This is a genomic window from Bacillus mycoides, assembly GCF_001757995.1.
Lineage (GTDB): Bacteria > Bacillota > Bacilli > Bacillales > Bacillaceae_G > Bacillus_A > Bacillus_A mycoides_B.
In genome coordinates this window covers 25,377-39,481 of record NZ_LXLV01000065.1, presented here as the reverse complement: position 1 = coordinate 39,481, position 14,105 = coordinate 25,377, and the positions used below count along the sequence as shown (strand labels likewise).

The window sequence follows — 14,105 nt, the reverse complement described above, 5'->3', positions numbered from 1 at the left end:
GGAACTTAAAGTGGCTGAAAGAACACATGCATGCGGAAAAGTAACAGTAGAAGCGGTTGGACAAACAGTTCAATTAAAAGGTTGGGTACAAAAACGCCGTGATTTAGGTGGATTAATCTTTATCGACTTACGTGACCGTACAGGTATCGTACAAGTTGTATTTAACCCAGAAACATCAAAAGAAGCGTTAGAAGTAGCAGAAACGATTCGTAGCGAATACGTATTACACGTAGAAGGTACAGTTGTTGAACGTGGTGAAGGCGCAATTAATGATAATATGGCAACTGGTCGTATTGAAGTACAAGCATCGAAAGTAAACGTATTAAACGCAGCGAAAACAACGCCAATCATTATTGCTGATGATACAGATGCATCAGAAGATGTGCGTTTAAAATATCGTTACTTAGACTTACGTCGTCCTGCAATGTTCAACACATTCAAAATGCGTCATGACGTAACGAAAACAATTCGTAACTTCTTAGATACAGAAGAGTTCTTAGAAGTTGAAACACCAATTTTAACGAAGAGCACGCCAGAAGGAGCTCGCGACTATTTAGTACCAAGCCGTGTGCATGATGGTGAATTTTATGCATTACCTCAATCTCCGCAGCTATTTAAACAGCTTCTTATGGTCGGTGGATTTGAGCGTTACTATCAAGTAGCGCGTTGTTTCCGTGACGAAGATTTACGTGCGGACCGTCAACCGGAATTCACACAAATCGATATCGAGGCATCATTCTTAACACAAGATGAAATTTTAGAAATGATGGAGCGTATGATGACGAAAGTCATGAAGGATGCAAAAGGTGTAGAAGTTAGTGCACCATTCCCTCGTATGAAATATGCTGATGCAATGGCTCGCTTTGGTTCTGATAAGCCGGATACACGCTTTGAAATGGAACTAAAAGACCTATCTGAATTTGCAGTAGGTTGTGGATTTAAAGTATTTACAAGTGCTGTAGAAAACGGCGGACAAGTAAAAGCGATTAACGCAAAAGGTGCAGCGAGCAAATACTCTCGTAAAGACATCGATGCATTAACTGAATTCGCAAAAGTATACGGTGCAAAAGGTCTAGCTTGGCTTAAAGTTGAAGAAGACGGCTTAAAAGGACCGATTGCGAAATTCTTCGGTGAAGAAGATGCAAACGTGTTAATGAGTACATTAGAAGCTAATGCTGGCGACTTATTACTATTCGTAGCAGATAAGAAGAGCGTTGTTGCAGATAGCTTAGGTGCACTTCGTTTACGTCTAGGTAAAGAACTTGAGTTAATTGACGAAAGTAAATTTAACTTCCTATGGGTAACTGATTGGCCACTTCTTGAGTACGATGAAGATGCAGATCGTTACTTCGCAGCTCACCACCCATTCACAATGCCATTCCGTGAAGATGTTGAACTATTAGAAACAGCACCAGAAAAAGCGCGTGCACAAGCATATGACCTTGTATTAAACGGTTATGAGCTTGGTGGTGGATCACTTCGTATTTACGAGCGTGATGTACAAGAAAAAATGTTCAAAGCACTTGGATTCTCACAAGAAGAAGCACAAGAACAATTCGGATTCTTATTAGAAGCATTCGAATACGGTACACCACCACACGGCGGAATCGCATTAGGTTTAGACCGTCTTGTTATGTTACTTGCGGGTCGTACGAACCTTCGTGATACAATTGCATTCCCGAAAACAGCAAGCGCAAGCTGCTTATTAACAGAAGCGCCAAGCCCAGTTGCAGAAGCTCAGCTTGAAGAGCTAAGCTTAAAATTGAGCGTGAAAGAAGAGAAGTAAGAATGAAGTCTAGATGGTTATACTAACCCCATCTAGACTTTTTTTTGAGAGGAAGTTTAAAAAGTCCGGTTTACATTATGTTTTCCTTGTTTGAATATGTATTTTTAGGAATTCTATAACTTTTTCTATACAAATAGTCGGAAAAACGCTAGAATACATGGTAGACCATTTTTGTAATAGGAGTGTAGAGCTGAATGTTACATCAATTTTCACGTAATGAATTAGCCTTTGGAAAAGAAGGCCTTGAAATATTAAAAAATAGTACAGTCGGTATTTTAGGAATTGGCGGAGTAGGGTCATTTTCGGCAGAAGCGTTAGCACGTTCTGGCGTAGGACGTCTTGTATTAGTTGACAAAGATGTTGTAGATATTACAAACGTAAACCGTCAAATTCACGCGTTAGTATCTACTGTAGGACGTTCAAAAGTAGAATTAATGAAAGAGCGTATTGCAGACATTAATCCAGAGTGTGAAGTAATTGGACTAGAGATGTTTTATACAGATGAAACATATGAAGAGTTCTTTAAACACGGTTTAGATTTCGTAGTGGATGCATCTGATACGATTACGTTCAAAATTCATTTAATTAAACAATGTTTACGTCGTAAAATTAAAATTATCTCATGTATGGGTGCGGCAAATAAAATGGACCCAACTCGTTTCCGTATTGCGGACATTTCTAAAACACATACAGATCCAATTGCGAAAGTAATTCGTACGAAGCTTCGTAAAGATGGTATTAAAAAAGGTGTAAAAGTTGTCTTCTCTGACGAAAACCCAATCGTAATTCGTGAAGAAGTACGTAAAGAAATCGTACCGGATGAAAATGCAAAAATTCGTAAAGCGAAATTACCACCTTCTTCAAATGCATTCGTACCATCTGTGGCAGGCTTAATTATGGCAAGTCACGTTGTACGTGAACGTATTAAAAACGTAGAAGTGAAGCGTGTAGGGCAAGAATAAAAAAGAAAGCATATATCCGCCTAGGGTATATGCTTTTTCTATTATGTTTTAAAGTATTGCAGATATTTGCAATACTAATAATTCAAATGTAAGTAATCCTAATAAAGAATAATCGTATTTGTCCGACTTATAGGCGGAGGTCTTTTTTAAACTATGAATTGTAAAAAGACCTAACGTTAGGACGAGAACACCGAGTGTTATTTTGAAGATTATAAATGAAATAGCGATCATCTCCCTTCAAACATATATGCTTATAGTAACATTTAAGTTAAAAATATCCAATTTATTTCCGGGAGTTTTCTCTTATTTTAACGGGAGGGTTCATGTGAATTTTTGTCGGTGAATCGATATTCTATGTCGAATCGTTGATATATTTCGAGTTGTGATAGATATATTTGAAAAATCGTTAATATAATTTCATTTACCTATACATTGTTCGCCGAATTAAAAAACAGGGGTGTCACTTAGGCGAACAAGTGACATCCCTGTTTTTTAATTCTCTGCTGAATATATAATATCTAAATTTCCATTTTGATCAGTCTTGAAAATCGGAGCAATTTGCTCTTCTTGTTCTTCGACTGAAACAAGTTTTCGAGCACGATCCATAATTCTAACAAGCATTGCATAATCTTCTTCGATTGCTTGTTGTTTTTTTGTGAGAACAGCTAATTTTGCTTCAAGTTCATTATTTGTTTTTTTCAAGGAAGTGAGCTGATCTTGTAATACGTCATTTTCAGTTTGCAACTTTGCGAGTGAAGGGTTATTGTGCTCCAAGTTTTGCAAAAATGAGATGACATTTTGCATTGTAAGATTTTGTTTATTTGAGGCAATATCTTCTGAAAACTCGGCATCGATTACGAGTTGCCGAGTTTGTGTGAACTGCTCTTTTTCTATTTTAGCTTCCGAACGCTTTAATTCTTTACGTTGTTTTTTTGCAATTTGCACCGCATCTTCATAATGTGGTCTTACTTCAGCATTCCATCTAAAGCCACAAGCTGCTGAAGTTCGGTTTAATGTATCACCAACTTCATCGAATGCTTTTATTTGTGTACTTCCGCTGCGAATATGTCGTAAAACAGTTTCTGCTAAAAGGAGATCGTCTTCTTTTGTCCATGCATCTTGACGTGTTTTCATAAGCGAAGCCTCCATAATGGTGACGTTTTCGCTTATATTACCCTTTATTCTTCGTTTTATGCGAACTCTGTAATCTTTCATAAACAGTAGAAAGTGCTTGTTCAAATTTTCCTGTCGTTTTCGGTTTATAATATTGCTTGTTTTTAATTTTATCAGGTAAATATTGTTGCTGTACCCACCCGTTTGGGTGATCGTGTGGATATAAGTATCCGATGCCTCTTCCTAACGATTCGGCTCCTTTATAATGACTATCTTTTAAATGACTTGGAATATCGCCTGTTTGGCCATTACGTAAATCGTGTAGTGCGGCATCGAGTGCTTTATAGGCCGAATTTGATTTCGGTGATAGGCAAAGTTCAATAACAGCATTTGCAAGCGGTATGCGTGCCTCTGGGAAACCGACCCGTTCAGCTGATTCGATCGCTGCAAGTGTACGTGGTCCTGCTTGCGGACTAGCAAGTCCGATATCTTCATATGCCATAATAAGCAGACGTCTACCAATGCTTTGTAAGTCACCAGCTTCAATAAGACGTGCTAAATAATGAAGTGCAGCGTTCACATCACTTCCGCGTACTGATTTTTGAAAAGCAGATAAAACGTCATAGTGAGCATCGCCACCTTTGTCGTGAACGAAGCTCTTTTTTTGTAAGCATTCTTCTGCGATTTCAAGTGTAATTTCCGCTGCCTTGTCGTCAGTTGTAAAGCTAGATAAAACAGCTAGTTCAAGTGCATTATAAGCTGAACGCATATCTCCGCCTGAAGCATTTGCCAAGTGATGTAATGCTTCAGGCGTAACAGTTACAACGTATTCCCCAAGCCCTTTTTCTTTATCTTCAAGCGCTCGTTTTAAGCCGATTAAAATATCATCTTCTGTTAATGCGTGTAATTCGAAGATTTGACAACGACTTCGAATAGCAGAATTAATAGCATGAAATGGATTACTCGTCGTTGCACCGATTAAAGTAAGGAGTCCACTTTCTAAATGAGGTAATAGAAAGTCCTGCTTTGCTTTATCTAGACGGTGCACTTCATCTAAAATTAAAACGAGGTGTCGATGCATCTTCGCTTCTTGTACGACAACTTCCATATCTTTTTTATTATGAGTAACCGCGTTTAAGAGGCGAAACGGGGTTCCAGTACTTCCTGCAATTGCGCTGGCGATTGATGTTTTTCCTGTTCCTGGAGGACCATATAAAATCATTGATTGAAAATGATTTGCTTGGACCATTCGCCATAAAATCTTGCCTTCACCAACTAAATGCTGTTGTCCGATAATTTCTTGAATATTTGTAGGGCGCATTCGATGTGCGAGTGGTTGTTTCATTTGACCCTCTCCCTTAATGTATAATCTCATTCTATCGTATCATTTTTTTTGATGAAATTTGAAATAGGATGCTGTTTTTTGGGAAAAATGAAGATGAATATTTTCATTTTTCTTTCAATTGTAATAATTTCCGAGTTTTTCAATGTGATTTTATGTTATCATTTTGATACACAAGTTGAAATTTCTTATAATACTATATTATGCTATAATTTCATAGGATTTTAAATTGTGTTCTTTTATAAATAAGATATAACCAATAGAAGTGAAAATTTGAAATGAGGTGCAAATAGATGAAGATTTCAACGAAAGGCCGCTACGGCTTAACAATTATGATCGACCTTGCAAAAAAGTTTGGTGAAGGTCCAATTTCATTAAAATCAATTGCGCAGGCACATGACCTATCTGAGCATTATTTAGAGCAATTAATTTCACCACTTCGTAACGCTCGTCTTGTAAAGAGTACGCGCGGGGCATATGGCGGATATGTATTATCTGATCAGCCAGTCAACATTACAGCTGGAGATGTAATCCGTGTACTAGAGGGGCCAATTAGTGTTGTAGAAATGATAGAAGAAGAAGAACCAGCACAACGCCAATTATGGATGCGTGTTCGTGATGCGGTGCAAGAAGTATTAGATAGTACAACTTTAGAAGATTTAGTACGTTATGAGGAAGAAAATCACGGGGGCTATATGTTTTACATTTAATTCCTTGTGAAACGATTTGGAAAGAAGGAGATTTAATGGAACGCATTTACTTAGATCATGCTGCGACATCTCCGACTCACCCAGAAGTGGTCGAAAAGATGATTCCATATATGACAGAAACATTTGGAAACCCGTCTAGTATTCACTTTTATGGGCGTCAAACGCGCCATGCGGTAGATGAGGCAAGACGTGTGTGTGCACGTAGCATTCACGCAAGTCCAAATGAAATTATATTCACGAGCGGTGGTACAGAAGCTGATAATTTAGCACTTATAGGTGTAGCGCGCGCGAATCGTCATAAAGGTAACCACATTATTACAACGCAAATTGAACATCATGCGATTTTGCATACGTGTGAATTATTAGAGCGTGAAGGATTTGAAGTGACGTATTTACCTGTTGATGAAACAGGGCGTGTTCAAGTTTCTGACATACAAAAGGCACTAACGGAAGAGACGATTCTTGTATCTATTATGTTCGGGAATAATGAAGTAGGGACAATACAACCAATTGTGGAAATAGGTAAGCTGTTAAAAGAGCATCAAGCTTATTTCCACACAGATGCTGTACAAGCTTACGGTTTAATAGAAATAGATGTGAAAGAGTTTGGTATTGATTTATTATCGATTTCAGCTCATAAAATTAACGGACCAAAAGGTGTCGGGTTCCTATATGCTGGTGCAAATGTGAAATTTGAACCGTTATTAATAGGCGGAGAGCAAGAAAGAAAACGCCGTGCTGGTACTGAAAATGTACCTAGTATTGCCGGACTTCAGCAAGCGATTTTGCTAGCTGAAAAAACTCGTGAGCAAAAAAATGCCCAATATGAAGAGTTTAAAGATATAATGGTATCTGTCTTCAAAAATGAGGACATTACTTTCGAGGTAAACGGAAACTTGGAATATCGCTTACCCCATGTGTTGAATATAAGTTTTACAGGAATGAATATTGAACCGTTTCTTGTAAACTTAGACTTAGCTGGTATTGCAGTATCAAGTGGTTCTGCTTGTACAGCTGGTTCGATTGATCCATCACATGTATTAGTGGCGATGTTCGGAAAAGACTCCGATCAAATACGTTCATCCGTACGCTTTAGTTTCGGACTTGGAAATACGAAAGAGCAAATTGAAAAAGCGGCGTACGAAACAGTGAAAATCGTGAAGCGATTAACACAAAATTAGCATGGGAGGTGACATGATGAACAAACTACCTCACGAAACACGCGTTGTCATCGGGATGTCCGGTGGCGTTGATTCATCTGTAGCAGCTCTTTTATTAAAAGAGCAGGGTTATGATGTAATCGGAATTTTTATGAAAAACTGGGATGATACAGATGCGAATGGTGTCTGCACAGCAACAGAAGATTACAATGATGTAATTGAAGTGTGTAACCAAATCGGCATTCCGTATTATGCAGTAAACTTTGAAAAACAATACTGGGATAAAGTATTTACGTACTTTTTAGATGAATACCGAGCTGGTCGTACACCAAACCCAGATGTAATGTGTAACAAAGAAATTAAATTTAAAGCATTTTTAGAGCATGCAATTGCACTTGGTGCTGATTATGTAGCAACAGGGCATTATGCACGCGTTGCTTATATGGACGGCGAATATAAAATGCTTCGCGGCGTTGATGATAATAAAGACCAAACATATTTCTTAAATCAATTAAGCCAAGAGCAATTATCAAAAACAATGTTCCCATTAGGTGAATTAAAGAAACCGCAAATTCGCGAAATGGCGACAGAAGCTGGTTTAGCGACAGCGGCGAAGAAAGATAGTACTGGTATTTGCTTCATCGGTGAGCGTAACTTTAAAGATTTCTTAAGTAACTATTTACCGGCGCAACCAGGTGTGATGCAAACATTATCTGGTGAAGTGAAAGGGAAACATGATGGTTTAATGTACTATACAATTGGACAACGTCATGGTCTTGGTATTGGTGGTAATGGTGATCCATGGTTTGCTGTTGGGAAAAACTTAAAAGAAAACATTTTATATGTTGACCAAGGATTCCATAACGAACTCCTATATGGTGATGAAGTTATTGCTACGAATGTTGGCTGGGTAAGTAATAAAGCGAAGGAAAAAGAATTTACGTGTACAGCGAAATTCCGTTATCGTCAAGCAGACAATAAAGTAACAGTTCAAATCGTTGATGAAAATACAGTTCGTATTCTTTGTGATGAGCCAATTCGTGCGATTACGCCAGGCCAAGCAGTTGTTTTCTATGATGGAGATGAGTGCTTAGGCGGCGCTACAATTGATGAAGTATATCATAGTGGTAAGAAATTAGATTATTTAGGATAACACGAGAAGCCTCTGCCGATTAGCGGTTAGAGGTTTCTTTTACATAAAGAGAATTTTCGTTCGCTTGGAAAATACATTCTTTGTTATAATTTGTTGTAGAGGTGAAGGACATGTCAAACAAACTTGAAACAGGTATTAAATATATGCAAGAAGGAAACTGGGAAGAAGCAGCTAAAAATTTCACAGAAGCAATCGAAGAAAATCCGAAAGATGCGCTTGGATACATTAACTTTGCGAATTTATTAGATGTATTAGGTGATAGTGAGCGAGCAATTTTATTTTATAAACGTGCATTAGAATTAGATGATAAATCTGCAGCTGCCTATTATGGTTTAGGAAACGTATATTACGGTCAAGAGCAATTTGCAGAGGCAAAGGCTGTATTTGAACAAGCGATGCAAGCGGGATTACAATCAGCTGATGTAACATTTATGTTAGGTATCACACATGTGCAACTTGGAAATGATCGTCTTGCGCTGCCATTTTTACAAAGAGCGACGGAATTAGATGAAGACGATGTAGAAGCTGTTTTCCAATGCGGACTTTGCTTCGCGCGACTAGAACATATTCAAGAGGCAAAACCTTATTTTGAAAAGGTATTAGAAATGGATGAAGAGCATGCAGATGCGTATTATAATTTAGGTGTTGCGTACGTATTTGAAGAAAATAACGAGAAAGCTCTTACTTTATTTAAGAAAGCAACTGAAATTCAGCCAGACCACTTTTTAGCTGGTAATGGTATTCGTTTATTAGAGCAAGAAGCTGAATAAAGTGAAATTATAGTTTAATGCGCAGTTACCCCTCATCTAAAGATTGTGAAAGAGGTGGGGGATGTACTGCTCATTAAAGTGAAAAGAACTCGGGAAGGAGAGGAAAGATGGGAAATCAACATGCAATGGATTTGTTTGAGGAAGAGAAAAAATTTATAAAAGCGCAAGTTCTTCATACCATTTTCCACAACGAAGAAAACCTCTATTCCGTTGTCAGTATGAAAGTCATTGAAACGAATGAAACATACGACGAAAAAAAAGTAATGATAAACGGTCATTTTCCCCGTATGCATGAAGATGAAGTGTTTACATTAACAGGTCATTTTAAAGACCACCCAAAGTATGGGAAACAATATTTAGTTGAAACGTTTAAAAAAGAATTGCCACAAACAAAAGCAGGTATGGTGCAATATTTAGCGAGTGATTTATTTAAAGGGATTGGAAAGCGTACAGCCGAAAAAATCGTTGACCATCTTGGTGAGCATGCGATTTCTAAAATTATGGATGATCCTGATGCATTAAATGGTGTTGTAAACAAGCAAAAAGCGCAGGAAATATATGAAACGATTATTGAGCATCAAGGGCTAGAGAAAGTGATGAGCTTTTTAAATGGCTACGGTTTTGGAACAAAACTTTCTATTAAAATTTATCAGCAATATAAAGAGATGACATTAGAAGTGATTCGTAATAATCCATATAAGCTTATTGAAGAAGTGGACGGAATTGGATTTGGAAGAGCAGATGATATAGGGCGTGCAATAGGAATAACGGGCAATCACGACGACCGTGTACGTGCAGGGTGTTTTTATACGTTAGAGAATATTTCATTACAATTGGGTCACGTTTATATGGAAAAAGGACAACTTGTGAGGGAAACGATGTCACTTTTAAATAATCAAGAAGGCAGAGTGACTGAGGAAGATATTGTAGGTTGCGTTGAGATGATGCAAGGTGAAGGGAAAGTCATTATAGAAGAAGAGCGAGTGTATTTAGCTTCTTTATTCTACTCTGAAAAAGGCGTTGTAAAGTCAATTCGGCGTCTTATGAATCAAGAAGAAACCCCTGCATTCCCTGAAGCAGAAGTGTTAAAAACATTAGGGGAAATTGAAGAACAGCTGAAGGTACAGTATGCACCGCTCCAGCAAGAAGCAGTTCAAACTGCCCTTCATAAGCCGATGATGCTATTAACAGGTGGACCAGGAACAGGGAAAACAACAGTTATTAAAGGAATTGTTGAAATGTATGCGTCACTTCACGGATTATCATTAAATCTAAATGAATATAGTGATGACAATCCATTTCCAATACTATTAACGGCTCCAACAGGAAGAGCAGCGAAGCGAATGAGTGAATCAACAGGACTTCCAGCTTGCACAATTCATCGCTTGCTTGGTTGGACGCCAGAAGGGTCTTTCCAGCGTAATGAAACTGATCCGGTTCAAGGGAAGCTCCTTATTATTGATGAGTTTTCGATGGTAGATATTTGGCTGGCAAATCAATTGTTTAAATCCTTGCCAACGAATATTCAAGTAATCGTTGTAGGCGATGAAGACCAATTACCATCTGTAGGACCTGGACAAGTGTTAAAAGATTTATTAAATGCAGGTGCCATCCCAACGGTAAAACTTACAGAAATTTATCGTCAGGCAGAAGGTTCGTCTGTTATTCAGCTCGCCCATGCGATAAAAGACGGGACGCTCCCGCCAGATTTAGCGCAAAATAAAAAAGATCGTTCATTTATCAGCTGTGCAGGGGCTCAAATTGTTGAAGTTGTAAAAAAAGTATGTGAAAACGCGAAGACGAAAGGGTTTAGCGCAAGAGATGTACAAGTATTGGCACCTATGTACCGCGGACCAGCAGGTATTAATGTGTTAAATGAAGCATTGCAAGAAGTGTTTAACCCGAAAAGAGAAAAGAGTAAAGAAATTGCCTACGGTGATGTTGTATACCGCAGAGGTGATAAAGTACTTCAACTAGTCAATCAGCCGGAAAGTCAAGTGTTTAATGGTGATATTGGAGAAATTGTTTCGGTGTTTTATGCGAAAGAAAACGTTGAGCAACAAGATATGATTATCGTTTCATTTGATGGGATTGAAGTAACGTATACAAAGCCAGATTTAAATCAAATTACACATGCATATTGCTGTTCGATTCATAAATCACAAGGTAGTGAATTTCCGATTGTTATTATGCCGATTGTAAAGAGCTACTACCGTATGTTACGTCGTAATTTAATTTACACGGGTATTACAAGGAGTAAGAAATTCCTTATTATTTGCGGGGAGGAAGCAGCTTTTCAATCCGGTGTAAATCGCCTTGATGATGCAATGCGTCAAACGACTTTAGCTGGTCGATTGCAAGAATCACAAGGAGAAGTGCAGATGGTGACGGTTAATGGTGAAGAAATGGACGTGGAAAACATTTCACCGTATGATTTCATGTAACAAGGTGAAATTATATAGTGAAACTTTCAAACGTATAACGTTGAAAGGCTCTAGCAATGTATAAATGAATGCAGTTTGGACATAATGGCGAATAGAATCTGGGAGACTGTAAGGAGATGAAAGCCATATGTTCAGTTGTCCAAATTGCAAAGGGAAAGACATCGGAAAAATAGGTGTCAACCAATTTTATTGCTGGAATTGTTATATCGAATTATCGGTTTCAAAGGGGAAGATCCATACACATCAAGTAGAGGAAGATGGTTCATTAAGCTCTCTTGATGATTTATTTGATGATAATGAAAGAACGATCGGATAACGAAAAGGGGGATTTACTTTGAATCTACGCAATTCATTAATCGCATTAGGTGTTGGAGCTGCAGCATATCAATATGCTCGCAAACAAGATGTATTCTCAAAACGCAATGTGAAAAAAGCACGTAAGATGATTAAGTCTTATTTATAATAATTTCGATTAAAGTGAAAAACTCCCTTATTGATGAGGGAGTTTTTTTACACGTTCATATGCAAATATAAAAGTCCGATTTCCGAGAAAACATAAGAGAGGCCATAACATCCAACTCCAAGTATTCCGTAACGCCATAATTGCTTCGCTCTTTCTTTTCGCGAGGAACGAATAAAGAAACCTTTCCAAATACCAAACCCGATACAAATCCATTCAAGAATCATAAAAAGTGCTGATAATACGAGCATAAATAAAACCATAATTAGCCCTCCTGATTATATTTTGACGCTTTGTATTTTCAGGGGTGGTTGTCCTTATTATGTTAAATATATGTACGTCTTTAAAAAACAGTATGGTCTGTATAAAAGATTTTAAAACTTTTGCACATAACCTAACCTATTTATTTTCAAAATAAAGGTGGAGGAGGTTTTTCGTGTGAAGAATCTTAAAATCATTTGGATATATCGTTTAGGATTATTGTTACTTATTTTTCTTTGTTTGCTCGTCTTTTTAAAAATTAAGCCACTATGGGCACCGATTGTTTTTGTATTTAAAGTGGCGATCACACCGTTTCTTATTGCTTGTTTTATTGCTTATTTATTGCACCCTTTAATTGAAAAAATCCATAAGGAAGGAATGCCACGCACACTTGCTATTTTGCTCATTTATATTCTTTTCTTTGGCGGAATTGGCTATGGAATTTATAAAGGAACGCCAGTTGTTATTAAGCAGTTACAAGAAATTAATGAACAATTTCCGCAGTTTACAAAAATGTACGATTCTTGGATGGATGGAGTTACAGAACAAACAGCGAATTTCCCATCATTTATTCATGAAAAGGTAAAGCAAATTTTCGTTGGTGTAGAAATGAAGATACAAACGCTTTTAAATAAAGTTATGAGCACAGCCCGTGGTGTATTAGATTCATTGCTCATTATTTTCTTAATTCCGTTCATTGTATTTTACATATTAAAAGATTACGGTGAGTTTTATCATATTTTTTGGAAACTAGTTCCGAGTAAGTGGCGTAGTACGGGTCAAATGCTTGCGAAAGAAATTGATAAGTCACTCGGAAGTTATATTCGAGGACAGTTATTTGTTTGCTTAGTATTAGGGGGAGTATCTGTTCTTTCTTTTTGGTTTATCGGTATGAAATATCCGTTATTACTCGGCATTATTATTGGGGTAACGGATATAATCCCGTACTTTGGTCCTATTTTAGGGGCGATTCCCACGTTGATGATTGCGGCAACGGTATCAACGAGTTTACTCATTAAGGCGGGGATTACGATTGCTATTTTGCAATTTTTGGAAAGTAACATTTTATCTCCTTACATCGTTGGTAAGTCGCTTCGTATGCATCCCGTTATTATTATGCTCGCATTACTAGTTGGAGGAGAGATAGCGGGGATTGTAGGATTGCTAATATCGGTTCCAATTTTAGCTGTTATTCGTACAGTGGTCGTTCATGTGAGGCCTCTTTGGAAAAGAGAAGATATTTAATGTGAAAGCCCTCTATCTATAGAGATAGAGGGCTAATAATATGGTTATTTAGAGAGTTGTTCTTTTATTTGTTGAATAATCCCGCTCACATCATTTGTTTGAATATGTTTTATTTTTTTCCATTCATCATCATACATAAATACAATTTGATTACTGAAAAGTCGTTTCTGTTCTTTTAGATTAGAAATTTTTGCGAAAGAGTACTCTTCAAATATTGGGTTTTTGCTTAAATCTGGTCCGTAAAAGAAGAGCCTTTTGTTCGTTAAGATTAACAGTCCTGGCCTTGCAACGGAACGATATATAAATATATCTAATGAGCATGCTGCGTAAAACAATATAGTTTCGTCCGTAGTTAACATGTTTTTAGCTTTGTTCAATAAGGTTGTCATTGTGATCGCTCCTTCATTATTAATAATTTAATTATAACAAGAAATGTAATGTTCAGAAATTTTTATAAGGTGTTTTTTATGAGGAGATTCCTATTTAGTAATAAATGCATAATATATTTAAAGGCTGTTAAGAATGAATAGTAGAATAGCTATGATTAATAAGCAATTGATACAATATAAATGATTATCTACATTGACAAACTTAAGAGAATTCTATTATATTTAGTCATATAATACATTAAATCAATGACGGAACAAGTACGTTACAGTCCATTTGTAGAGAGAAGCTTCCACTGGCTGAAAGAAGCTT

The 14,105-nt window shown here is 37.2% G+C and carries 14 protein-coding genes and 1 other annotated feature (1 of these 15 only partly in view); of the genes, 10 read left to right on the top strand and 4 right to left on the bottom strand.

Translation table 11 applies throughout. The annotated features are described in order from the left end of the window. Nucleotides 1–10 precede the first annotated feature (10 nt). Nucleotides 11–1,786 carry an aspartate--tRNA ligase gene (gene aspS, locus BWGOE10_RS22055; protein WP_070144961.1) on the top strand — a complete coding sequence of 592 codons (1,776 nt, stop codon included), beginning with the start codon at nt 11–13 and terminating at the stop codon, nt 1,784–1,786. A 194-nt stretch (nt 1,787–1,980) separates the two neighbouring features. Further along, the gene (locus tag BWGOE10_RS22050) at nt 1,981–2,748 is read left to right on the top strand and encodes a ThiF family adenylyltransferase (protein ID WP_000903181.1); all 768 of its coding nucleotides are present in this window, start codon (nt 1,981–1,983) and stop codon (nt 2,746–2,748) included. Between the two features lie 492 nt (nt 2,749–3,240). Here the strand turns inward: BWGOE10_RS22050 and BWGOE10_RS22045 are convergent, their stop codons facing one another. Both BWGOE10_RS22045 and BWGOE10_RS22040 read right to left on the bottom strand, forming a co-directional pair. Then, nucleotides 3,241–3,882, bottom strand: a complete 642-nt coding sequence (locus BWGOE10_RS22045; protein WP_070144960.1) for an RsfA family transcriptional regulator — start codon at nt 3,880–3,882, stop codon at nt 3,241–3,243. A gap of 37 nt (nt 3,883–3,919) precedes the next feature. Further along, nucleotides 3,920–5,206 (bottom strand): replication-associated recombination protein A, encoded by a 1,287-nt coding sequence (locus BWGOE10_RS22040; RefSeq protein WP_070144959.1) that lies wholly within the window; start codon nt 5,204–5,206, stop codon nt 3,920–3,922. Between the two features lie 290 nt (nt 5,207–5,496). Between BWGOE10_RS22040 and cymR the strand changes: the two genes are divergently transcribed. The 7 genes from cymR to BWGOE10_RS22005 all read left to right on the top strand — a co-directional run bounded on the left by cymR (nt 5,497) and on the right by BWGOE10_RS22005 (nt 11,903). Next, a complete protein-coding gene (gene cymR / locus BWGOE10_RS22035) occupies nt 5,497–5,913 on the top strand; it encodes a cysteine metabolism transcriptional regulator CymR (RefSeq protein WP_000704117.1) in 417 nt (138 codons plus the stop codon). Nucleotides 5,914–5,948: 35 nt separating this feature from the next. Further along, nucleotides 5,949–7,094, top strand: coding sequence for a cysteine desulfurase family protein (locus tag BWGOE10_RS22030; protein WP_070144958.1), 1,146 nt, complete (start codon nt 5,949–5,951; stop codon nt 7,092–7,094). Between the two features lie 16 nt (nt 7,095–7,110). Further along, nucleotides 7,111–8,226: a tRNA 2-thiouridine(34) synthase MnmA gene (mnmA, locus tag BWGOE10_RS22025; RefSeq protein WP_002160392.1), complete on the top strand. Its 1,116-nt coding sequence runs from the start codon at nt 7,111–7,113 to the stop codon at nt 8,224–8,226. Nucleotides 8,227–8,336: 110 nt separating this feature from the next. Next, entirely contained in the window at nt 8,337–8,996 is a 660-nt protein-coding gene (locus BWGOE10_RS22020; RefSeq protein WP_070144957.1) for a tetratricopeptide repeat protein, read from the top strand. Between the two features lie 107 nt (nt 8,997–9,103). Continuing rightward, nucleotides 9,104–11,440: an ATP-dependent RecD-like DNA helicase gene (locus BWGOE10_RS22015; RefSeq protein ID WP_070144956.1), complete on the top strand. Its 2,337-nt coding sequence runs from the start codon at nt 9,104–9,106 to the stop codon at nt 11,438–11,440. Between the two features lie 127 nt (nt 11,441–11,567). After that, nucleotides 11,568–11,756, top strand: a complete 189-nt coding sequence (locus BWGOE10_RS22010) for a hypothetical protein (RefSeq protein ID WP_002015288.1) — start codon at nt 11,568–11,570, stop codon at nt 11,754–11,756. An 18-nt stretch (nt 11,757–11,774) separates the two neighbouring features. Further along, nucleotides 11,775–11,903 (top strand): YrzQ family protein, encoded by a 129-nt coding sequence (locus BWGOE10_RS22005; protein WP_002015286.1) that lies wholly within the window; start codon nt 11,775–11,777, stop codon nt 11,901–11,903. A 47-nt stretch (nt 11,904–11,950) separates the two neighbouring features. Here the strand turns inward: BWGOE10_RS22005 and BWGOE10_RS22000 are convergent, their stop codons facing one another. Beyond that, nucleotides 11,951–12,163: a hypothetical protein gene (locus BWGOE10_RS22000; RefSeq protein ID WP_070144955.1), complete on the bottom strand. Its 213-nt coding sequence runs from the start codon at nt 12,161–12,163 to the stop codon at nt 11,951–11,953. 175 nt (nt 12,164–12,338) lie between these two features. Here BWGOE10_RS22000 and BWGOE10_RS21995 point away from each other — a divergent pair, with 175 nt between their 5' ends. Beyond that, the gene (locus BWGOE10_RS21995; protein ID WP_070144954.1) at nt 12,339–13,406 is read left to right on the top strand and encodes an AI-2E family transporter; all 1,068 of its coding nucleotides are present in this window, start codon (nt 12,339–12,341) and stop codon (nt 13,404–13,406) included. 44 nt (nt 13,407–13,450) lie between these two features. On the opposite strand, the gene BWGOE10_RS21990 is transcribed toward BWGOE10_RS21995, so the two are convergent. Next, on the bottom strand, nt 13,451–13,795 hold the full coding sequence (locus BWGOE10_RS21990) for a PH domain-containing protein (protein ID WP_070144953.1): 345 nt from the start codon (nt 13,793–13,795) through the stop codon (nt 13,451–13,453). A gap of 237 nt (nt 13,796–14,032) precedes the next feature. Beyond that, nucleotides 14,033–14,105, top strand: a binding site (T-box leader) (it continues 146 nt past the right edge of the window).